At 55.5% G+C, this 22,123-nt stretch carries 19 protein-coding genes; 12 read left to right on the forward strand and 7 right to left on the reverse strand.

Going from position 1 to position 22,123, the window contains the following annotated elements; genetic code table 11:
• The first annotated feature begins 46 nt into the window (after positions 1 to 46).
• Positions 47 to 673, forward strand: a complete 627-nt coding sequence (locus FJ695_RS25750; protein WP_209010816.1) for a LysE family translocator — start codon at positions 47 to 49, stop codon at positions 671 to 673.
• An 89-nt stretch (positions 674 to 762) separates the two neighbouring features.
• Here FJ695_RS25750 and FJ695_RS25755 read toward each other — a convergent pair whose 3' ends face one another.
• Positions 763 to 1,665 carry an SDR family oxidoreductase gene (locus FJ695_RS25755; RefSeq protein ID WP_141188114.1) on the reverse strand — a complete coding sequence of 301 codons (903 nt, stop codon included), beginning with the start codon at positions 1,663 to 1,665 and terminating at the stop codon, positions 763 to 765.
• Between the two features lie 57 nt (positions 1,666 to 1,722).
• On the opposite strand from FJ695_RS25755, the gene FJ695_RS25760 reads away from it, so the two are divergent.
• The 8 genes from FJ695_RS25760 (at position 1,723) to FJ695_RS25795 (ending at position 10,319) form a co-directional block, all read left to right on the forward strand.
• Positions 1,723 to 2,172: a helix-turn-helix domain-containing protein gene (locus FJ695_RS25760; RefSeq protein ID WP_305778394.1), complete on the forward strand. Its 450-nt coding sequence runs from the start codon at positions 1,723 to 1,725 to the stop codon at positions 2,170 to 2,172.
• 54 nt (positions 2,173 to 2,226) lie between these two features.
• Positions 2,227 to 3,459, forward strand: a complete 1,233-nt coding sequence (locus FJ695_RS25765) for a class I SAM-dependent RNA methyltransferase (protein WP_141188115.1) — start codon at positions 2,227 to 2,229, stop codon at positions 3,457 to 3,459.
• 3 nt (positions 3,460 to 3,462) lie between these two features.
• Positions 3,463 to 4,581 carry a class I SAM-dependent methyltransferase gene (locus FJ695_RS25770; protein ID WP_141188116.1) on the forward strand — a complete coding sequence of 373 codons (1,119 nt, stop codon included), beginning with the start codon at positions 3,463 to 3,465 and terminating at the stop codon, positions 4,579 to 4,581.
• A 74-nt stretch (positions 4,582 to 4,655) separates the two neighbouring features.
• Complete coding sequence (ribB, locus tag FJ695_RS25775) at positions 4,656 to 5,975, forward strand: 3,4-dihydroxy-2-butanone-4-phosphate synthase (protein WP_141188117.1); 1,320 nt, start codon at positions 4,656 to 4,658, stop codon at positions 5,973 to 5,975.
• Between the two features lie 24 nt (positions 5,976 to 5,999).
• On the forward strand, positions 6,000 to 6,563 hold the full coding sequence (locus tag FJ695_RS25780) for a hypothetical protein (protein WP_141188118.1): 564 nt from the start codon (positions 6,000 to 6,002) through the stop codon (positions 6,561 to 6,563).
• Positions 6,564 to 6,704: 141 nt separating this feature from the next.
• Complete coding sequence (locus FJ695_RS25785) at positions 6,705 to 7,853, forward strand: patatin-like phospholipase family protein (RefSeq protein WP_141188119.1); 1,149 nt, start codon at positions 6,705 to 6,707, stop codon at positions 7,851 to 7,853.
• A 35-nt stretch (positions 7,854 to 7,888) separates the two neighbouring features.
• On the forward strand, positions 7,889 to 8,776 hold the full coding sequence (locus FJ695_RS25790) for an alpha/beta fold hydrolase (protein ID WP_141188120.1): 888 nt from the start codon (positions 7,889 to 7,891) through the stop codon (positions 8,774 to 8,776).
• Positions 8,777 to 8,795: 19 nt separating this feature from the next.
• Positions 8,796 to 10,319: a DHA2 family efflux MFS transporter permease subunit gene (locus tag FJ695_RS25795; protein WP_141188121.1), complete on the forward strand. Its 1,524-nt coding sequence runs from the start codon at positions 8,796 to 8,798 to the stop codon at positions 10,317 to 10,319.
• Between the two features lie 32 nt (positions 10,320 to 10,351).
• On the opposite strand, the gene FJ695_RS25800 is transcribed toward FJ695_RS25795, so the two are convergent.
• Entirely contained in the window at positions 10,352 to 11,215 is an 864-nt protein-coding gene (locus FJ695_RS25800; RefSeq protein ID WP_168206489.1) for a LysR family transcriptional regulator, read from the reverse strand.
• A 93-nt stretch (positions 11,216 to 11,308) separates the two neighbouring features.
• Between FJ695_RS25800 and FJ695_RS25805 the strand changes: the two genes are divergently transcribed.
• Complete coding sequence (locus FJ695_RS25805) at positions 11,309 to 12,061, forward strand: sulfite exporter TauE/SafE family protein (RefSeq protein ID WP_168206490.1); 753 nt, start codon at positions 11,309 to 11,311, stop codon at positions 12,059 to 12,061.
• Positions 12,062 to 12,170: 109 nt separating this feature from the next.
• Here the strand turns inward: FJ695_RS25805 and yghX are convergent, their stop codons facing one another.
• On the reverse strand, positions 12,171 to 13,076 hold the full coding sequence (yghX, locus tag FJ695_RS25810; RefSeq protein WP_141188124.1) for a YghX family hydrolase: 906 nt from the start codon (positions 13,074 to 13,076) through the stop codon (positions 12,171 to 12,173).
• A gap of 118 nt (positions 13,077 to 13,194) precedes the next feature.
• Positions 13,195 to 14,280 carry a chorismate synthase gene (gene aroC / locus FJ695_RS25815; protein WP_141188125.1) on the reverse strand — a complete coding sequence of 362 codons (1,086 nt, stop codon included), beginning with the start codon at positions 14,278 to 14,280 and terminating at the stop codon, positions 13,195 to 13,197.
• 437 nt (positions 14,281 to 14,717) lie between these two features.
• Between aroC and FJ695_RS25820 the strand changes: the two genes are divergently transcribed.
• Entirely contained in the window at positions 14,718 to 16,820 is a 2,103-nt protein-coding gene (locus tag FJ695_RS25820; RefSeq protein ID WP_209010817.1) for a bifunctional diguanylate cyclase/phosphodiesterase, read from the forward strand.
• Here the strand turns inward: FJ695_RS25820 and FJ695_RS25825 are convergent.
• The 3 genes from FJ695_RS25825 to fabI all read right to left on the reverse strand — a co-directional run bounded on the left by FJ695_RS25825 (position 16,802) and on the right by fabI (position 19,675).
• Positions 16,802 to 17,992: a DUF3095 family protein gene (locus tag FJ695_RS25825; protein WP_209010818.1), complete on the reverse strand. Its 1,191-nt coding sequence runs from the start codon at positions 17,990 to 17,992 to the stop codon at positions 16,802 to 16,804. The genes FJ695_RS25820 and FJ695_RS25825 overlap by 19 nt on opposite strands.
• 124 nt (positions 17,993 to 18,116) lie before the next feature.
• The gene (locus FJ695_RS25830; protein ID WP_141188128.1) at positions 18,117 to 18,764 is read right to left on the reverse strand and encodes a histidine phosphatase family protein; all 648 of its coding nucleotides are present in this window, start codon (positions 18,762 to 18,764) and stop codon (positions 18,117 to 18,119) included.
• Positions 18,765 to 18,856: 92 nt separating this feature from the next.
• Positions 18,857 to 19,675, reverse strand: a complete 819-nt coding sequence (gene fabI / locus FJ695_RS25835) for an enoyl-ACP reductase FabI (protein ID WP_141188129.1) — start codon at positions 19,673 to 19,675, stop codon at positions 18,857 to 18,859.
• A gap of 171 nt (positions 19,676 to 19,846) precedes the next feature.
• On the opposite strand from fabI, the gene FJ695_RS25840 reads away from it, so the two are divergent.
• A complete protein-coding gene (locus FJ695_RS25840; protein WP_141188130.1) occupies positions 19,847 to 21,259 on the forward strand; it encodes an FAD-binding oxidoreductase in 1,413 nt (470 codons plus the stop codon).
• Positions 21,260 to 22,123: the final 864 nt, after the last annotated feature.

Here is a 22,123-nt window from a genome sequence, read left to right on the forward strand (position 1 = left end):
TTACCGGAACAAAGCAGCAACATAGGATTCGACAATGGAAAATTTCATGGACTATTTGCCCGGTATTCTGATGTCTTATTCGGCGTTCCTGCTGGCCATTGCCACGCCAGGACCGAATGTTCTGGCCATCATGGGCATGTCCATGAGCAACGGGCGCAAGCCGGGAATGGCGCTCGGCCTTGGTGTCGCTGCAGGGTCTTTTAGCTGGGCCATCCTGACGATTTTTGGCCTCACCGCTTTAATTGCGGCCTATGCGCCCTTGCTGACAGCTATCAAGATCATGGGCGGACTTTATCTCCTCTGGCTGGGATATAAATCCTTGCGGTCAGCTGCTTCAAAAACCGATCTGACCATTCCGAAGGATGCGAAGAAGCCACACTCTTTGTTTCATTGTGCCCGCTCCGGCTATCTGATCATGATGACAAATCCCAAAGCCATCATGGCTTGGATCGCCGTCGTCTCGCTCGGCATGCAGGATGGAGCGCCCTGGTGGGTTGGCGCGATTATTGGCGCAGGCATCACGGTGCTCTCCATCCTCATTCACCTGATCTATGCCATCGTCTTTTCAACCCCGATCATGCAACGCGGCTACGCGAAATGCCGGCGGGCGCTGCAAACGGCGATGGGCACTTTCTTTTCTCTGGCCGGTATCCGGCTGCTTTCAGCGCCGTAACTGCCAAACAAGCCCCCCTACCTACTTGTCCTGGGTAAGGGGGCTTTTGATCACCAATAAGTGCAGCAACTCTATACTGTTAACAACGATCAGACTGATAGTGCTGTCTCGGTCTTCCAGTTTTCGATATGTGTTGCAAGTGGCGTGAGCTCGACGCCAAATGTCCGTTGCAGGAGGGCCGTATCAACCACCATACCGTCCGGATTCATCTGCGCCAGAGCACTGTAGATATCGCCCAAAGCAAACGCCACGCCCGGATTGTTCAAAGCTTCCCCGACGCGGCCTGCAAACTCTTTTGGGTCTGCGGGTTTAAAATCAACCCGTCGATCAAGCCAACGCTCAAGAAGTTTAGCCAGATCACTGCTCGTTGCCGGCGTAGGCGAAGCGATTTCAAAAAACTGCCCTGCGAGGCCCGGGCGCACCATGGCTGCGACCGCGATGGCGGCTTGATCTTTATGAGAGATCCAGGCAACCGTGTGATCTGCTGGAAGCGGCGGATAATCAAGTTGACCGCTCGAACGCAACGCCGGCACGAACAGATCGACCAAGAGGTTTTCCAGATAAATCGCTGGCTGCAGCACGATGGACGGTATTCCACTGGATAGGACAGCATCTCTTGCTGCTGTCGCACCATCGATCGCGAACGATGACGGGTATCGCTCACCGGCTGGACCGCTTGTGGTGAAGACAAGCAATGGCAGATTTGCCCGATGGGCTGCATTAAAAAATGAGCTCATCCATGCGGCTGGTTCGTCCTGCGAAGTCGGCATCGGCAGATGCAAAAAAGCTGCATCTACCCCATCCAAAGCCGTGTAGATTGCGTCTTCGTCGGTAAGGGCAGCTGCGATGGGCATGGCCTCAGGATGCATCCGGGCGATCCTATCTTCAGTCCGGGCGATAGCTCTCACGCTCAAACCCTTCGCAAGCGCTTCGCGCACGACTGGGGCTCCCTGCGCCCCAGTGGCTCCGAAAACAGCAACTGTCTGGTTCATACTGGTTCTCCAATGTAAGCTGGTTACTGATAGGAAGCACTACATAGGACTAGACAAGTGGCTAAAAAAGAAGGCACGAATTCCAGCGATAGGCACCTGAAAGTAACCTCCATCGATCTGGAAAGGCACAATCAAGATGTTGACACTTGGGTTACCAACGACTTCAGCGGCCCCTGCTCGGTGCGTGATATTCTCGACCGCGTCGGCGATAAATGGAGTGTGTTAGTCATTTTGCGGCTCGGCCGCAAAACTGAACGTTTCCGGCAATTGATGCGGTCGATCGACGGCATCTCCCAGCGGATGTTAACAGTGACATTGCGGGGGTTGGAGCGTGATGGTCTTGTCAATCGTAAAGTACTTGCGACCAGCCCGCCAGCCGTCGAATACAGTCTGACACCGCTTGGACTTTTGCTGCTGGACCAAGTCACTGGCCTTGTAAACTGGGCCCTCGAACATGAAGCCGCCGTGACCGCCTGCCGCCAGTCCTATGACGCCCGTCAGACATGACGGCTTTTCAGGTTTCCCTTGCCGCAGGTACCAATCGGCGCTATCGCTCGCCACATGACAGAGACGCGACTAGAAATCACCGAGCTGGGCCATCGGGGAGATGGCATTGCTTTAACCGAACATGGCCCCGTTTATGTAGCCGGAGGCCTGCCGGGGGAGGTTGTTGCTGCCCGCATCCAGAACGGCCGGGCGATCAAACCCGAGTTTACCCAAAAATCCCCGGACCGGATTGACCCGGTGTGCAAGCACTATGCGGCCTGCGGCGGCTGCTCGGTCCAGCATTTGGCCGAAGAACATTATCTTGCCTGGAAACGGACACTTGTCGAAAAAGCTCTGAAAGACCGGGGTATTGAAACGCACGTTTCTGAGACAATTGCCGCGACAGATGGCGGGCGGCGCCGCGCGGTTTTTACGGCCACCCGGGCCGGGCGATCCGTGCTGCTGGGTTATCATGAAAAATCCAGCCACAAACTGGTCGATGTATCCGAATGCCCGGTGCTGGACCCGGCGATTACAGGCGCCCTCAAAGGTTTGAAATCGCTAGCCGCCGACCTCGTTCCGAAAAAAGGTGAGCTCCGGATCACGGTTCTTTCCACCACATCCGGTCTCGACGTTGCGTTCGACAAGGCGGACAAGGCCTATGAGCGCAAGATCCCATCCTTGTCCCAAAAGACCGTTGAGCTGGGTCTGGCCCGGCTGACCATCAATGGCGAGGTTCTTTTGGAAGTGCGCCCGCCGCTCCTGGATATGGGAGGTGCCGGGCTGCTTCCCCCGCCGGGCGGTTTTACCCAGGCGACCCTGACCGCAGAAGACACCCTTTCCAAGCTTGTGCTGGACGGCGTTGGCAAGACAAGAACCGTCGCTGACCTTTTCTCAGGTGTCGGCACCTTTGCCCTGCGCCTTGCCCGGCAGTCCAATGTTCATGCTGTTGAAGGCGATGCGGCGGCTATCGCTTCCCTTGACCGTGCCTTACGCAAACCGCAAGGACTGAAGAAAGTTACTTTCGAAAAACGCGACCTCTTCCGCCGTCCTCTGGTTCGAGATGAGCTGGAACCGTTCGGCGCCGTGGTTTTCGATCCGCCCCGTGCCGGAGCTCAGGCACAGGCCGAGATGCTCGCCAAATCTAAGGTCAAAACGATTGTCGCCGTCTCCTGCAATCCGGCAACCCTTGCCCGGGACCTGCGCATCCTGATCGATGGCGGTTATGCGCTGCACTCCGTCACACCTGTGGACCAATTCCGCTTCTCGCCCCATATTGAAGCCGTGGCAGTCTTGAAACGGGAGTGAGCCATGGACGCGGCGAGACAACGTAATGCGGTCAAAGATCAACGATCTTTTCCCTCCGCCCCGCCGCTTGCCAAAATTGTCCGCCGGGTCCGCTACGCGGCCCATCAAGGCAGCCGGGTCGCCCTTTATTCGCTGCATTCCGAAGCCATGCGGCGGATGAATCTTCAGCTGAAGAAGACACTTCCCGAAACACCGGCAATAAAACCGGATGGCCCGGTGCCAAGCCAACGGCGCATGCTGGCTGATATCATCAAGCTGTTTGCCGATGATTTGAAGGCTGTGGAAGACGGCCTTTATCCGATGCCATCTGACGGCACCATGAGCCCGTTGGAACTGCTGCGCACCAGTCAGGCTTTCTTCAAGGACGTGCCCAAGGTCGCCCGCCGCCGGGCTGAACAAACCCATCAGGAAGTCAATGACGGCGGCCCGAGTTTCGCCGAAGCTTTGCCGCGCTATTACCGGCAGAACTTTCATTTCCAAACCGATGGCTGGCTGTCAGAAGACAGCGCCCGGATTTACGATTTTCAGGTCGATGTTCTGTTTTCCGGCGCAACGGCAGCCATGCGCCGCCGGGCGCTGGTGCCTTTTGCACGGATTTTGAAGCGCAAAGATCAGCGCAAGCTGGCCTATCTGGATCTCGCGTGTGGCACCGGCGGTCTCTTGCGCCCGGCGCTCACCGCCTTTCCCCGCCTTTCCGGTATTGGGCTCGATCTCTCAGAACCCTATCTCGCCGTTGCGCGGGACCGGTTCAAAAACCGGCGCGCAAGTTTTGTCACCGCGATGGCTGAGGAGCTGCCGTTCGCGGACAAGTCTCTGGACGTTGTTTCCTGTGTTTTCCTCTTTCACGAATTGCCGCCCAAGATCCGGCGCCAGGTCTTGAGCGAGGTTGCCCGCGTCCTGAAACCGGGCGGATCGTTCCTCTTTGTCGACAGCCTGCAAACCGGGGATGTGCCGGAATACGACGGTCTCCTGTCGATTTTTCCTCAGCTGTTCCACGAGCCCTATTATACGTCTTATCTCAAAGAGGATTTTACTAGCCTCGCCGCAGAGACTGGCCTTGAGCAGCGCTGGATGACCCCGGCCTTTGTCTCCCGTGCCGTGGAATTTGTGAAGGGCATCTAGCACCTTTCAGTATCCCTGAAATTTTTGTGTTTTCTATCTTGTGACTGAAATCGGAAGAGCGTATATCCGAATTCATGAGATTGGATCATTGGCTCTTGCAGACTGGGGAAAGCCGCAGCGCGTTTGCGCGCCGGGCAAATCTCTCGCCTGCCTCCGTCACCGCCCTATGCAACGACCCGAATGTCTGGGTCTCGCGGGACATGGCACGCAAAATAGCCATCGCCACCAACGGCGAAGTGACTCCAAACGACTTTCTCGGACTGTCTACAACCAAGGAGCATCCCGTGTCCCAGGCCCGTGTCGCAGAAGCAATCCGCGCATTTGAACGTGGTGAAATGGTGGTCGTGACCGATGATGACGACCGCGAAAACGAAGGCGATCTGATTGTCGCCGCGTCGAAAGTTACTCCTGAACAGATGGCCTTCATGGTGCGCCATACGTCCGGCATCATTTGTGCGCCGATGACCGTGGCCCACGCCCGGCGGCTGCGCCTGGATCCGATGGTGGCCGAAAATGATGCACCGCTCGCAACAGCCTTCACCATCTCGGTGGACTACCGCCAGGGCTTGACCACCGGTATCTCGGCCGAAGAACGCTGCTCAACCGTCCGGGCGCTCGCCAACCCGAACGTCGGTGCCGATGACTTCGTCCGGCCGGGCCACATCTTCCCGCTGGTTGCCAAGGAAGGCGGCGTCATGATCCGCTCCGGCCATACGGAAGCCGCCGTCGATCTTTGCCGCCTCGCTGGTCTGGAACAGGTCGGCGTCATCAGTGAGTTGGTCAATGACGATGGAACCGTCAAACGCGGCCCGCAAGTTTCTGAATTTGCAGCCGAACATGACCTCAAAATGGTCTCTGTTTCCGACCTAATCGCCTGGCGTCAGCGCACCGAGCGGCTGGTGGAGCGGGTCAACGAACAACCGGTGGAGACCATTGCCGGCCCGGCGTATGCGATGACCTATTCCACGCCTTACGATCCAATGCACCATGTCGCCATCGTCTATGGCGACATTCTCGATGGACGCAGCGTGCCGGTCCGACTGCAACTGGAATCGGTCCTTGACGATGTCTTCGGCACGGCCCAACCCCTTGATGAAATCATGAAACACTTCGCCGACCGCGGGCGCGGTGTTGTGGTCTATCTGCGCGAGGGGTCTGTTGGCGTTGCGCGCCAGTCGACACGGCCAAGGACTGAGTTCGAAGCGGCCGAAACCGAGGACCACAGCTCCGCGCAAGCTAGACAGGAACAATGGCGGGAGGTTGGACTGGGTGCGCAGATCCTCAAGGATCTGGGTGTCAGCTCCATTCGCCTGCTAGCGTCCAGAGAGCGGCACTATGTCGGGTTGGAAGGATTTGACATCAAAATCGACGACACCGAGATCCTAGACCTGTGAGACAAACAGATAGGATAGTGCCGCATGACAGCGCTGGCGGAGAACAAAGGAACTGCTGAAACTGAGGGAGAAGAAAAACAACCTCCCTCTCCCTTCACCATCGGATATGAGCGCCGCAACAGCGAAATCATCGTATATGGCTGCGTCTTTGTGGTTTTGATGTTTGCGGTGATCGGATTTGTCACCGGAACTTATTTACTGCTCTTTGCTGCGCTCGGCCCAGCGGCAATCGCCTATTGGCACTTTCCGATGCTGGAACGGCACCGGCCACAACTTGGCGCCAACGAGGAAGGCCTGTTCGTCGACCGGATCGGCTTCCTTGACTGGGCGGCGATCCGGATGATCGATCTGAGCAAGACGACCGTTCGTGGCAACAGTCTGATCAGACTGAATATATTGCTGAACCGCCCTTTGGAAAATGCGGTCACGTCCGGTCAACACACACCCCTTTGGAAAAAATTCACGATGCGCAACTGGAAGCGTAGCAAACGCGAGCACGGCCGGGAACTCATCGCTATCAACCTGCACACACTCGTCGGTGACCCGGACGAGGTCCTCAGCCGCATCCGGTCGTTTAAGTTCGTCTGACTTTGGTCATCAAAATTTACCCATTAACACGTGTTTTTTCTGCCCCATTAAGACACCGTCCATAAAACTTGATAAAACTGGCAAAAATGATGCGCTGCAGCACTCCCGTCGCGTAAGCCAATTTAGCCAGGTGGATATGTCATGTCACAGACAACCAAGAACGTCGGCCTCGTTCTGCAGGGCGGCGGCGCCTTGGGGGCCTATGAAACCGGGGCCATTCAACGGATCTACGAAAAGGGCTATCGTCCCGAAATCCTGACGGGAACCTCAATCGGCGCCTTGAACGCTGCCGTTCTTGCGGCGCCGAAATACGGTGAAGCCAATGAAACCCTGCAGGACCTTTGGGACTACCTTGGCCACGAACACCCCTTCCCCTTGTTCCAGCAGTACAACACAGCCTACACTAGCTTGGGACACCCCAGGTTTTTCAAACTGCACGGCAGCATGTTTGGCGCCCAACGTCCGAGCATCTACGATGTGTCGCCGGCGCTCGACACCATGCGCCGCTTCATTAATTTTGACTTCCTGAACTCCCCAGAAGCTCCGACGGTGGTTGTGACTGCCACGAACATCGTTTCCGGCGAAATCGAACGCTTTTCCAATCGCAAAGACACGCTGACGCCAGAGCACATCATGGCCAGCGGTGCGTTGCCGCCTAGCTTCCCGCCCATCGAAATTGATGGCCAGTTCTATTGGGATGGCGGGATTTACGACAACACGCCGATCCAATCCCTGGTGCGCATTTTGAACGAACATGAAGTCGAGCACTTGCCGATCTTCGTCATCGAGCTCTTCGGCGCGCTTGGGGATGTACCAAAAGACCTCAATCAGTCGATCGACCGCATGACGGAACTCATTTATGAGGACAAATTCTGGAAGACCTATGAAGGTCATGAAAAGGCCTATGAGTTTGCCGAAATGCTTTGGGAACTGGATGGCGTGGTTCCAGAAGATTCCCCGGTCCGGGAGCTGGAGGCCTTTACCAAGCTGATGCGGCGGCGGGCAATCTCGCACATCTTCACCATTCCGGCCGAACGTGCAGCGCTGCGCAATGTCATCGACTTCAGCCCGTCAACGATCCAGAAGCGGATTGATGCTGGCTACAAGGCCGCCAATCACGCGCTCGACAAGGATGAATTCCGGATCAACTACATCCTCCACAGCCGGCTGAAAAGCGAACGAAATCCGTCGTCTGACGAACCGGCGAAAAAGCGTGCAGCGTCGACCAAACCCAAAACGGCCAGCCGCCCGCGAACCAAGGCGGCCAAGTCCAGCTCTAAGACATCTTGACGTCTTGAAACTCAATTTATGAGGAAAGGTCTGATATGACCCGTTCAATTGAAGACAAATACGATTCTGGCAATTACACCGCGCAAAGTTTTAAGACATCTGACGGTTTGTCACTGGCCTATCGCGTCTACGGTGACAAGGGCACCGGAAAACCGGCAATTCTGGCCCTCCCCGGTCTTACACGGAACATCCGAGATCTGGATCCGGCAGCGAGCCAGCTTGCCGAAAACTACCGGATCTACACGCTGAACCTGCGCGGCCGCGATACCTCCGACAACGATCCGGATTTCAGCAACTACAACACGGTTGTTTACATCCGCGACATCTATGAGTTCTGGCAGCACCTTGAAGAAGAGCCGGTGGTTCTGGCAGGGTCATCCCTTGGGGCGCTCTTGGCGATGCTAATGGTCGAAGATCATCCGGATATGCTGGCCGGGATCATTCTCAACGACCTGGGCGCGACAATCGAGACCGCGGGCATGGCGCGAATTTTCGGCTACGCCGGCAAATTGCCGGATGAATCGGATCTTTCCAAAGTGGTCGCGACATTGAAGGACCACGTCGGCGAGCAATTTGAAGGCCTGAGCGATGACGATTGGGAGCGGATGGCCGTTTCCATGTATGGTCTGAAAGATGGCAAGTGGCACCACCGCTATGACGACAATCTTGGCCGGGCGCTGGCCGAAAACAGAGAAACGCCGCGCGATCTGTGGGCGGCCCAAAAGAAGGCAGCAGATTTGGATCTGCCGATCCTCTCCATCCGCGGTGTCTTATCCGATGTGACAGCCAAGAAAACCATCGAACAGATGCAGGCAATGGCACCAAAGATGCAGGCTGCGGAGATTTCTGGCCGCGGGCATTGCCCGATCCTGGACGAACCAGCCTCTCAGCAGGCCATTGTCCAATTCATGAGTGATCTTTAACGGAACAAGGCCACGAGCGATGACACGATCCGGGCTGACTCTAATCAATATGAGCGGCGCCATCGGCATGATCATGATCGATCAGACCGTGATTGGGATTGCGATCCCTGCCCTTCAGCGCAGCTTTGATTTTGGTCCGCTCGCCCTGCAATGGGTGGTGAACGGCTACACGCTCGCCCTTGCCGCCTCCTTGATCTGCGCCGGCTGGGCCGGAGACCGCTTCGGCCACTACCGCTCTTTTGCTGCCGGCGTAGCACTCTTCACCGGCTCCTCGCTCCTCTGTGCCCTGGCACCCGTTGGCGAGATTTTCATTCTCGCGCGGATTGGGCAGGGGGTTGGAGCGTCCTTGATGCAGCCGGCTGCCACGGCCATCGTCTTTGGCACCTTTCCGCCGAAGGAACGGGGAAAGGCCATGTCGATCTATGTCGGCAGCGGATTGCTGTTTTTAGCAGCCGGTCCGCTGCTTGGGGGAATCCTGGTTGAACGCTTCTCCTGGCACATGGTGTTTCTGGTCAACTTACCTATTGGCTGCGCCACCCTGCTGGCAGCCCTGCGCCTCGGCCGGGAAGCCCCCAAAGGGACTGAAAAGCCCTTCGACTTTATGGGTGCAACTCTTCTGGTATCCGGCATCTTCTTTTTGACAACGGCCATTCAGAGCCTCGGAGATGGCGGTGCAGTCTCCCTTTTATCGCTTGCGCTTGCCGCCATCGGTCTTGGCTGCCTGATTGCCCTGCCATTCCGAAAACCCGGCCACGGCGCGCCAATCATTGATTTCGGCAACTTTCGCAACAAGATCTATCTCGGTTGCGGCATCGTCCTGTTCTGCATCCAGTTTGCGATGCTTGGCCAGGTGGTCTTTGGGGCTGTCTTTATCCAGAATGTCCTCGCCTTCAGCCCGTTTCAGACCGGCTTGGCGATGATGCCCGTGGTGCTTGCCATCATCTTGATGGCCCAGGTCTCCGGTTATCTGTTCGACAAGGTCTCTTTCCGTTTGCTTGCGGTCTCTGGAACCCTTGCCATTTCGCTGGGTTTCTTCTCCCAAGCCCTGGTTTTGGAACTTGGCCACATCCTCTGGATGATCCCCGGCATGCTGCTCATTGGACTGGGTCTTGGACTGCTGGCCAGCACGGTGACCACAGAAGGGCTGTCCCAGGTTCCCATGACACAACGGGCAACCGCCTCTGCAATCCTGCAAACCTTGCGGCAAACCGGCGGTGTTTTCGGCATTGCCTGCATCGGTTCAGTCATCAATCTGATCGAAAAAACCCGCATTGAGGACATTGCGCAGCAGCTCGAGCCGGTTGCAGACAAACGCAGGGAGCTGCAACTGTTGCTGTTCCAATCCGAACAATCTCAAGCCAAGGCAACCGCACAGCTAAAGGAACATTGGCCAGAGGCGCTGGCTGACCTCAAACAAATCACAGCAGAAGCGATTGCGGCTGGCTATTACCTGGGCGCTGCCGTCGTGTTCCTGGCCGCGGTCATTTCACTCTGGGCGTTTGCGAAGACCAAGAAGGATGCAGCAGAAGAGTCCGCTTCTTAAAATGCAGCTGGAACTAGGCCGTGTGGTAGATTCTAGGAAGACCCGAACAGTTCTGCGAGCCAATCACAAACCGTTTGAATACGCATCAACCGGTGATCTTCCGCCCGGTAAACCAGCCAAACTTCGCGTTTGAGATCAAAAACAGGGTCTGGCAATCGCTGTAAACGCTGGTCCTGATCCGCAATCAATCTGGGTAGAACCGATTTTCCCAGACCAGCCGCAACGGCCTCTGTAGCACCGGCAAAGTCACAGACGGCAACGGGCGAAAAGACACCTCCATCGTGAGTGACCTTGTTCTGCAGCCAAGCAGCCTGTGGCAGGTGGTGCATGGTTTCCTGATATCCAATCCAGTTCATGCCGTCCGACGCTGCCAGATCGATGTCCGACGACATGTAAAGACTGTGCACCAAGCTGCAGATGCGCTGCGTTTTCAAGCTGTGGCCGCCCTCTACCGGACGGGCCAAGCGAAGCGCAATATCGGTCTCCCGGTTGATCAGGCTGACGGTCCGGTTTTCAGAATCCAGATTGAGGCGCAGGTCGGGATGGCTCTGAAGAAAGGCGTGCGCTCGCGGGATCAACAGATGATTGATCACCATTGGAACTGATGAAAGCCGAACCAAGCCGGCAATCGAATCTTTCGCATTGCTCAGCTCGTCTTCCAGATCACCCGTAATTTGCTCAATCGCCTCGGCTTGCCCGGCCACCTTCAAACCCGTTTCCGTCAAACCGAGCCGCCCCTCGCCGCCGCGCTCGACCAGACGTTGCCCAAAGTGGCTTTCAAGCGAACGGATGCGGCGTGCAATGGTTGTGGCATTGATGCCCAACTTTTTGGCCGCCGCGTCCAGTGAACCGGCGCGCCGGAAGGCAATCACACATTTCAGATCGTCCCAGTCCATATCTGCAATATTGCAGCTTTGATCTGCAATATCATCTGTTTCGCTGCATATTCGCATTCAGTAGTGTTTGCGTCGGCAAGGAGATATATGCTGATGGACATCATCGCGCTCACAGGTTTGACCGGCACACAATTCTGGATTTGCACAGCTGTTGTGTTCACCGCAGGCCTTGTGCGCGGATTTTCCGGGTTTGGCCTCTCGGCTGTTGTCATGGCCGGTATTGTGACGATCATTCCTCCGGTTGATCTCATTCCCGTCTGTTATGTTCTGGAAGCGGCCGCCAGCCTCGCGCTCCTGCGCGGCAATATCCGATCGGCCGACTGGACCCTGGTTTTGCAGCTGGCGCTTGGCTCGGCAATAGGCGTCCCGATCGGCCTGGCGGCCACAACCTATGTCGCCCCTGAAACTTCGAAGATGATCGCGCTTTTGCTGGTCTTGACCTTGACCGGCGCTCAATTGCTCAAGCTGGTGCCACCCGGGTTTGGCGGCCGGTACGGCACACCGGCCGCGGGACTTCTGGCCGGTATTGTTACCGGCCTCGCGTCCGTCGGCGGGCTCGTTGTGGCTCTTTATGTCCTGTCGCGGAAGACAGAGCCGCAAGTGATGCGTAGTTCCTTGATCATCTTCCTGCTGGCCGGGATGGTCACCACACTGATGTCGCTGCTCTATTATGAGCTGATGACTGCGCAGGCCCTGCAGCGCGGAACGGTGTTTGTTCCAGTTGTTTTATTAGGGGTGTTTTTCGGGTCCATTCTGTTTTCACCCAAATTCGCCCCCTACTACAAGCGCGCCTGCCTCACCTTGCTGCTTTGCCTGTCCGCTGTCGGCGTATCCCGGCTGCTGTGAAGCCAGCACCTGTCGTCACGAGGCCGGACCAGGTCACCTCAGAGCATCTTTGGCTGCTCAAGCGATTCTGCTTAACCAGCCGCTGATCTAGCCGGCTTTGAAACGGCATCTACTTCAAATGATCCTTGAAGAAAGCGATGGTCCGGTCTTCGGCAAGTTTCGCTGCAGCCGCGTCGTATCTGGGTGTTGTATCGTTGTGAAAGCCGTGGTTCACGCCCTCGTACATGTGCGCGATATAGGTTTTGCCTTTGTCCTTGAGCGCGCGTTCATAGGACGGCCAGCCGGTGTTAATACGCCGGTCCAGTTCTGCATATTGCAGCATCAATGGCGCCTCGATTTTTGCCACATCGCCGACAGGTGGCTGGCGGCCATAAAACGGCACTCCAGCTGCGAGTTCCGGGTAGGCAACGGCAATGGCATTGACCACGCCGCCGCCGTAACAGAACCCTACTGCGCCGACTTTTCCAGTGCTGCCTTCATGCCCAAGCAAAAACTCAAATCCGGCAAAGAAGTCGTTCAGCAGCTTTTCCCGATCGACGGATGATTGAAGTGTCCGGCCTTCATCGTCATTGCCCGGATATCCGCCCACCGATGTCAAACCATCGGGCGCAAGCGCTAAAAATCCAGCTTTGCCGAGTCTTCGGGCAACATCCTCAATATAGGGATTGAGACCCCGGTTTTCGTGAATGACCAGAACTGCGGGCAACTTTCCGGTAATCCCAGCAGGTTTCACCAGATAGGCGTTGACCTCGCCATGGCCGTTTGGCGAGGGATAGGTGATCCGCTGCGTTTCAATATCCTGATCATTTGGATCCACCTGCTGGGCCAAGGCATAGTCCGGAGACAGCTGATTGAGCAGCATTGCGGCGGTGAGACCGGTGACCGCGAACTTTGCGGCGCCGTTCAAAAACTCACGCTTCGTGATTTTCCCGTGGGCATAGAAATCATAAAGGTCCAGAAGCTCTTGCGGAAAATCCTTGGCCGTCATCCGACGGACCGGCGTCATCTCATTCATTTCAAAGCCTCCCTGTTGGCACGCCTGTCGGCGCCCTCATAACAACTAGGGGCTTTAACGGATGGATCTATACCCGCACATTAGAGACTTGAGGAGAATTACCGGAAACCGCTAAAAATCAGCCAACCTGGCCACGATGACGGATAAGATGATCGGCCAACACGCAAGCCATCATGGCCTCGCCCACCGGAACAGCGCGGATGCCGACACACGGATCATGACGGCCTTTGGTCATGACGTTCACTTCCTCGCCTTGGCGGGTGATCGACTTGCGTTCGGTCAGGATCGAAGAGGTCGGTTTGACCGCGAACCGCACCACCAACGGGTCTCCGTTGGAAATACCGCCCAATACACCACCGGCATTGTTGGTCAAGAACACCGGCTGGCCGACATCATCAATGCGGATTTCATCGGCGTTTTCTTCACCGGTCAAAGTAGCCGCCTCAAAACCGTTGCCAACTTCAACACCTTTGACCGCGTTGATCGACATCATCGCGGCAGTGAGATCTGTGTCCAACTTGCCGTAGATGGGCGCGCCCCAACCGACCGGCACGCCTTCGGCAACGACCTCGATCACAGCCCCGACGGAAGACCCGGCCTTGCGGACGTCGTCCAGGTAGTCCGCCCAATGCGCAGCTGCTGCAGCATCAGGTGAGAAAAACGGATTGTTGTCGACTTCACTCCAGTCCCAGTTGCTGCGGTCAATCTTGTGCGGACCGACCTGCACCAAAGCCCCGCGGATCGTCACGCCCTGCAAAACCTTACGGGCAACAGCACCCGCGGCCACACGCATGGCGGTTTCCCGTGCCGATGAGCGTCCGCCGCCGCGGTAGTCTCGAATGCCGTATTTGGCGTCATAAGTGAAATCAGCATGTCCAGGGCGGAACCGGTCCTTGATCTCGGAGTAATCCTTGGACCGCTGATCGGTGTTTTGAACCATCAGCGAGATCGGTGTTCCGGTGGTCTTCTGGACACCATCCTCATCGACCATCACTCCGGACAAAATCTGAACTTCGTCCGGCTCGCGCCGCTGGGTGGTGTATTTCGACTGCCCCGGTTTGCGCTTTTCCATAAAGCCCTGAATGTCGGCTTCGGTGAGCGGCACCAGCGGCGGGCAACCATCAACAACACAGCCGATCGCCGGTCCGTGGCTTTCTCCCCAAGTGGTGACCCGGAACATATGACCAAAGCTGTTGTGCGACATTCGAAGCTTTCCAAAAAACGGCGTAAATTGTAGGTGGCCGAGCGATAAGCTATCCGCCTGCGAAGCTCAAGCCCAGGAACTCACGGGAACGGTCATCTTTCAAGTAAATAGAACCGATCTTTCGTTTCGAACCGGCAATCCACGTAAGTTGCGGGATGACGTACCAATCACACCTGCGTGTGGTCGGGCTGTTTCCAATCGTTTCAACGCTCCGGTTTGCCAATCCTTAAGGTGAAGTCAGTACCGTCACAAACCAGTGTTATTAATATCGGGTTCTTGCTGTGCACATCCGGGGCTGGCTCACAGGTCTGTTTGTTTTTTTGCTGGCTCCTTGCCTGCTCTTTGCAACACTGTGGTTCTACGAGAAATCTGAAAGCGTCCGTCAGATTGAACGGAGCCAGGAAGGTCTGCGGCTGATAAGAGCGCTTGGGCCGTTGATGGGGCAGAAATCTATTGGTGCAAATACCGGCGATGTTCCAGCGGATCTGGAAGCAGATCTTGCCGCATTTGGCGGACCCGAAATTGGACACCTCTTCGCAGAAAGATTTAGTGAATTTATCAATGAAGACAGCACGCCAAAATCTCTGCGCAAAGCGCGGGAATTGACGCTCGCGATCGGTGAGTTCGGTAGTCTGTCGTCCTCTGCACCTTTAGAAGCTATTCTGCTTCCATATCTTTTGACCGATGTATTGCCTCTGGTGATCATTGAATCTTCAAAGATGCGCGACAACGCGATGCTTCTGTCCGAACGGGAAACCATCAATGTTTGGGATAAGATGATGGTTCCGGTCCAAGGTGGGCAGTTTAAAGTCGCTGCGGACGGCGCCTCCCGCGAAACAGTGGACCATCTTGACGCATTGACCGGGCCAACCGCCGAAACACTGCGGCAAGAAGCCCAGAACTACCGGAAAGCAAACGTTACTTTTCAATCCCAGGGCGCCAAGTTTCTCACTTCGACGATCAACGCGAACACGGGCGCGGACATAGTGTCCGCGCCAGTCATCGCCGCCCAGCCCAAACTGGTCGCGGCAACGATCTCGCTTTGGCGCGAGGTTTTGATCTACTTGGATGAAACCCTCGAAAGTCAGCGCACCTCCACCCTGAGGGCTGTGGCCTTAGCCGGCATGACTGGCGGCGCCATCATCCTGATTGCTTTTGGCATTGGCATCGCGCTTGTACGGGCCCTTGCAGATAGAACGCAAAGAGAATTCGAAGAACTCGGTTTTCACGACCCATTGACCGGTCTGCCAAATCGCAGGGGACTGCTAAAAGCCCTTAGAAACATGTCGCAGGCGGGCACCAAGCAAGCTGCTGCCCTGATTGTTTTCGACATCCGCCAGTTCCGGAAGATCAACCATCGTCACGGCGATCAGTCAGGGGACGCTATTTTGCGTGCGTTTGCCGGCGATCTAACGATGCTCGCCGAACCAGACGATTTCATCAGCCGGACAGGCGGGAGCGAATTTGTGCTTGTGCGCCCAGCCGTCAAAAACACGCAGCAGTTTGAGAGCTACGTAAAAAAAGCTCTGAAAATGCTCAGTAAAGAGCGGCGTATTGACGATCAAGACACGATTATCGACGTCCATGCGGGCCTTTGCCTGAACAAATCCGGTCGGTCATTAACTGAAGAAACCCTGACCGATGCAACACTGGCACTCAGAGCCGCAAAACAAAAAGGCCCGAAAGAGCTGGCAACATTTACGTCAGCAATGAGGGCTTTGTTTGAAAGCAATGCCGACACAGCAAAAGAACTGCTTCCGGCATTACAGAACGGTGAAATCTTGCCCTGGTTTCAGCCTCAGGTCGACATTCACACCGGTGCAATTGTGGGCGCTGAAGCTTTGGCCCGCTGGGTAGAGAAGGATCAGGTTCGTTTTCCGGGCGCCTTTCTCCCGGCAGCGGAAGATGCGGGGTATATGGATCTTGTTGAGACCGCAATCCGTGAGAAGGTGCTGGCACTCGCCACGACGCTCAATGAAGTGAGCGCCGCAAACATACACTTGGGTCTGAACCTGTCCGCAAGCATTCTCGGCCAGGAAAATGTTGCAGACGAGATTTACAACAAGATCGTCAGCCTCGGCTTGAAACCGGCAAATTTCAGTCTTGAGATCTTAGAAGCTGTCATGCTTGACGAAGCTGGCGCTTTGCCGGTGAAGAAAAATATCGCCCGGTTATCGGAGCTCGGCTTTTACATAGAGCTGGATGATTTTGGCACGGGCCATTCCAGCATCTCCAGCCTGCGGGATCTGAAAGTCGACCGGGTGAAAATCGACCGCAGTTTTGTCTCCGGAGTAGACACGAATCCAGCACTCCAAAAATTCACCAGCGCTCTCATCAACTTGGCCAAGAGCCTCGATATCAGCGTGTTGGCAGAGGGTGTTGAAACGGAAGGGGAGCGCCTCTGGCTTAAGGCCAATGGCTGTGATGTCATTCAAGGTTTCCTGATATCGAAAGCAGTTCCCGAAGACCAAATCATTGAGATGATTCTGCGCCAATCGCAGTTGCGATCAGGTACTACCGCTCAAGCTGTCGGCGCATAAGCAGGTTTTTTGCCACTTAGCGCAGCAATCCTGGCCTTAAAATCCGTTGCCGCCATCGCCAAGCCGCCATCTGCCCCATCGACAAAATGGATATGCTGGTTGCTTGCCATATCCTGCAGGAAACAGGTCATCAAGGCCGAGTCGGATACGTGCAGGCCATACGCGGCCTGTCCATTATCTGAGAGTTCCTGCAGTTGCGCCTTCAGACCGCCGAGTTGCTGAGGCGAGAGGTCCAAAACAAGTTGCAAGCTATCGCCGAGTTTCCGGTGGTCCGTGTTCAGGCTCAGCTCTTTCATATATTTTGCCGGTTCGAGAGGGCCGACGCGCCATCCGGTATAGTAGCTATAGAGAAACAAAACGCTTTCTATAAGCCCGATGAGATAGCCTTTGAGCCAGCGCCGCCCAGCTCCGAAACGAGCCTCCAGTTTCAGGCCGCTTGGCGGAAACCGCAACCGCAGCCGCTTCCCTTCGGCAAGGCGCACCGTCTCGTCATCGGTCAATGGATTAAATCCAAGCTGCGCTGTCACTCGCTCCAAAATGCCTGGTAAGGCCTCATCGTGTACTGGTTTGATTATCACCGAAACGATGTGGCCATTTTGCGCGGGCAACGGCTCCCATCGGCAGGACAGACCGTCCAAGACAGGTTCACCAGACGTTTTTTCTAACGTGTAGGGCTTAACGGCGTCGGGATCCTTCAAAATCCGGTCTGCAATCAACAACCCATCACCGATGATCATCGCCAAATGATTGCCAGGGCTTAGGCGATACTTCCGCACCCGGATATCGCCACCGTGCTGGCGGATGTCGGTGACCGGAATAGCCGCGGCCCGGAGCTCCAGGCCGACAACGTTCCTTGATAGAGCGACCACACCTGCAACAGCCTCAGCAGCGGCTGCAACCTGGCATTTCGGCACCACCAGCACGGCACCGTCGCCACCAAACACAAATGGAATATGGTCCCGGTCAAGTACATTCAGGACAGCTGCAATAACGGCAGCGCCGACCATGTTGACCTGCTTGTAACGCCCGTCCTCGATGGCATCGCGGGAGCGCACTATATCCGCGGCTATCACGACCCAATCTTCTGGTACAGGCCGGAAATCTCCATCGAGATTATCTGTATTGAAGTTCTGACAGCTTGGTAGATCGGAATAAAAGTCTTCAGCAGACATGGGCGCAGTCCCTGACAAATTTCCCTTCATACGGTTCTAAATGTGTATCCGATGACCCGTTTTGGAGGGTGCACGATCACGTATTTGTCAGTCAGAGCTAATCAGCCCGAGACAAATTGTTTCATCAGTCAGCAAGGACCGTCATCTTACTGTCCCGCCAGACAAACACCTTATCCTGCGGCACATCATATTTCGGTACTTTAGCTGTGTGCCCGCCTTCCAGAAGACCACGCAATACGCGAAAGACACCCCCATGCGACACAACAACCGATGGCCGGTCTACTGTCAGCAACCAGCGGCCGATGCGTTCAGCGAGCATTTCATAACTTTCTCCGTCCGGCGGGACAAAACCCCATTTATCCGCACGCCGTTGAGCAACGCGATCTGGATCCACTTCTGCAAGCTCCTCCAGCGTTGCGCCTTCCCAACCGCCAAACGTGATTTCCATGAGCTGGGCATCGAGCCGGTAAGTGTCCGGTGCCAGACCCATCTGTTTGCGCGCCCGCTCCATGGTTGCCCTCGTCCGGCCAAGTGGAGAGGCGACAAAGTCCAGAGACGACGGTTCAATCCCCTCGCCGTCCAGATAGCGCTTTAAGAGCGCACCATTTTGCGTTGCCTGACCTTCACCGGTCGCATTCAGCGGAATATCCTTTTGCCCCTGCATCCGGCCTTCTGCATTCCAGTCCGTCTGCCCGTGACGGATAAAAACGAGAAACTCCGGATCATGGAGCTTCGGCAGCGTTTCGGCATTTTGAGGAAACAAAGCAGTCATTTGTACGTCCAAACAGGAAAACGCTCCGGCATTCGCGGGCCAGAGCGCCTTAACAAAAAAATGGCCGGTTCGAAACCGGCCACTGGAACTCTTTAGTCTTTAACAACCGAAATATCCGGTGCATCGACTGCCTTCATGCCGACGATGTTGTAACCGCAGTCGACGTGCTGGATTTCCCCGGTCACACCGCGGCCAAGATCAGACAACAAGAACAGCGCACTGTCGCCAACTTCCTCGATGGTTACCGAACGGCGCAGCGGCGAATTGTATTCGTTCCACTTCAGGATATAGCGGAAATCACCGATCCCGGAAGCTGCGAGAGTCTTGATTGGGCCTGCAGAAATCGCGTTAACCCGGATGTTCTGCGGACCAAGGTCCATCGCCAGATATTTGACGCTGGTTTCCAAAGCCGCCTTGGCTACACCCATGACATTATAATGCGGCATGACCTTCTCGGCGCCGTAATAAGTCATGGTCAGGATCGATCCGCCATCCGTCATCAGCTTTTCAGCGCGCTGAGTGACGGCCGTCAGGGAGTAACAGGAGATGTCCATGGTCCGGGCGAAATTGTCGGCTGTGGTGTCCACGAAACGGCCAGTCAACTCGTTCTTGTCGGAAAAGGCCACGGCGTGGACCACAAAATCGATCTTGCCCCACTTGTCTTCAATCGCCTTGAAGACATCATCGATGGACTGGGTGTCGGTGACATCACAATGACCGGCGACAAACGCGCCAAGTTCCTCACCAAGAGGCTCGACTCGTTTTTTCAGCGCTTCCCCCTGATAGGTCAGCGCCAGCTCGGCACCGGCATCGGCAAGCGATTTGGCGATCCCCCAGGCAATCGACTTTTTGTTCGCCAAGCCCATGATCAAACCACGTTTGCCGTTCATCAGTCCGCGCGTTTCCGCCATCGTCTTCTCCGATTAGGATTCCAGTCACCACCCGTGCGGGCTGGCCTCCTATGGCACATGGGATTTTTTCCTTCAAGTGAGGCCAGCGACGAATGAAGCGTCGACGAGGGCGGTTTCAGCCACTATGTTGGCGCCGAAATTTGATCACTAAACATTACGAGGATCCCGCTCATGGAGCCCTCCCCCCTTGCCGAGCGCTTCGCCGAGATGATCGGCGAAACGAATGTTCTGACCTCCACTGACGACAAAGCCCCCTACCTGACCGAATGGCGTGACCTCTATCAAGGCGTCACTCCTATGGTGCTGCGACCAGGATCCACAGACGAAGTCAGCGCGGTGATGCGTTATGCGTATGAGCACGACTTGAAAGTGGTGCCGCAGGGCGGCAACACCGGTCTGGTCGGCGGCCAAATTCCGCAGGAAACCGGGGACGAGATCGTCTTATCCCTGTCCCGGATGAACAAGGTGCGCGCCGTTGATCCAGATGGTTTCACCATCACGGTGGAGTCCGGTGTGGTGCTGGAAGCACTCCAAAATGAGGCCGAAAAAGTCGATCGACTGTTCCCCTTGTCTCTCGGAGCGCAAGGCTCCTGCCAGATTGGTGGAAACATTTCGACCAACGCCGGTGGCACCGCTGTCTTGGCCTATGGCAACACCCGGGATCTGGTTTTGGGCCTCGAAGTCGTGATGCCAAATGGCGACATTTGGAACGGTCTCAGAACCCTTCGCAAGGACAATACCGGTTATGATTTGAAACAATTGTTTATCGGTGGCGAAGGCACCCTGGGGATTATTACGGCCGCTTCTTTGAAGCTGTTTCCTAAGCCGAAGAAGCTGGAAGCAGCCTTTATCGGACTGGCCAGCCCACATGATGCACTTAAGCTGTTTGCAATGGCAAAAGCACAGGCAGGACCGTTGCTCACAGGCTTCGAGATCATGCCGCGCGTGGGCGTACAGTTTTGCCTTGATCATCTAGAAGGCGCTCGCGATCCGCTCGAAGGCGAACACGCCTGGTACATCCTGATGGAACTGTCCAGTGGTTCGGAGGTCTTTCCTGTTCGCGATCTGATGGAGGGAATCTTAGGTGAAGCCTTTGAGGCGGAACTGGTTGAGGACGCCGCCTTTGCACAGAACCTGACACAGGTGCAGGATTTTTGGCATATCCGTCACGGCATGTCCGAAGTCCAAAAGGCAGAAGGCGGCTCGATCAAACACGATATTTCGGTTCCAGTCGCCTCAATCCCGGATTTCCTCGATCAGGCAATCGCAGCAGTCGAAGCATTTGTTCCCGGCTGCCGGCCGGTGCCATTCGGCCACCTGGGAGACGGCAACATCCACTTCAATGTCAGTCAGCCTAAAGGGGCTGATAAGGAAGCCTATCTTGCCAAGTGGGATGAAATGAATGCCATCGTTCACGGGATTGTCGAGGCGTTTAACGGCAGCATTTCGGCGGAACATGGCATTGGCCGCTTGAAGATGCCGCTGTTGAAAGACGTGAAATCAGAAACCGAACTGGACCTGATGCACCGGATCAAGTCCGCGCTCGACCCCAAGGGCCTGATGAACCCGGGCCGCATCCTCTAGGTCAAGACCATATATATTTGTGTGAGAGCGCGGGGCATTGCGATCCAATGGCCCGCGCTTTTATATGCTCTTCCTCGCTAGCAGGTCATAGGATCGTGGACGAGCGCTTCTGGCATCCGCTTATATGTCGGCCGCACCGATCCAGCAAAGAGCCGACCTGCCCGTAGGAATGACTGCGCAAGACCTCTTAAGAAGTCGATGGAAATTACTTGATGGCCCGTTGGCAGTACTGAAATGGACTGCTCCGGCAACCGGTCAAGAATCAGGTCGACCGCTAAGGTTAATTTGGACACTGAAGGCAATAGCAAAAACTAACAGGTTGCCAACTTTTTCCGCTACACCCGGTTTTGAACACCCGTTCTGAACCGCAGAGATCTTGACTTTTCATATTCACGATGCGGACTAAAAACCTGTTTCCCTTGCGTTTTAGAATTGTGCAAATCTTCCTGCGATCTAGGACCGGGTATACGGCAGATTTTGATCCACCGATTCTTTTGCCCAAAATCCACTGCAAATGCGAAGGCAATGGGTGTTTTCTAAAAAAATCGCCCTTTTTCTTCAAAAACTCAACATGGCTCGCCTCGGGAAAATTCCCATTGATTCTCAGACAGATCGCAGATTTCGCCTGAGAACAATTTCCAGTTTTTTAGACCACCTTTTGAAAACTCGTCCAAAACGGTCGAATTGGTTAAAAATTTCCTAAACTCTACCCTCACATCGACGGAATGCGGAAGCAGACCAAGAGAGAATACTGAGGCGGAACTACCCCTATTTTCCAGCCGGAGTAATAGGGAAAGATCGCTGTCTTAATGACAGGAAACGAAAACTCGACATCTACAAAACTTACAATACGAAACGTCTATG

Source organism: Labrenzia sp. PHM005 (genome assembly GCF_006517275.1).
Lineage (GTDB): Bacteria > Pseudomonadota > Alphaproteobacteria > Rhizobiales > Stappiaceae > Roseibium.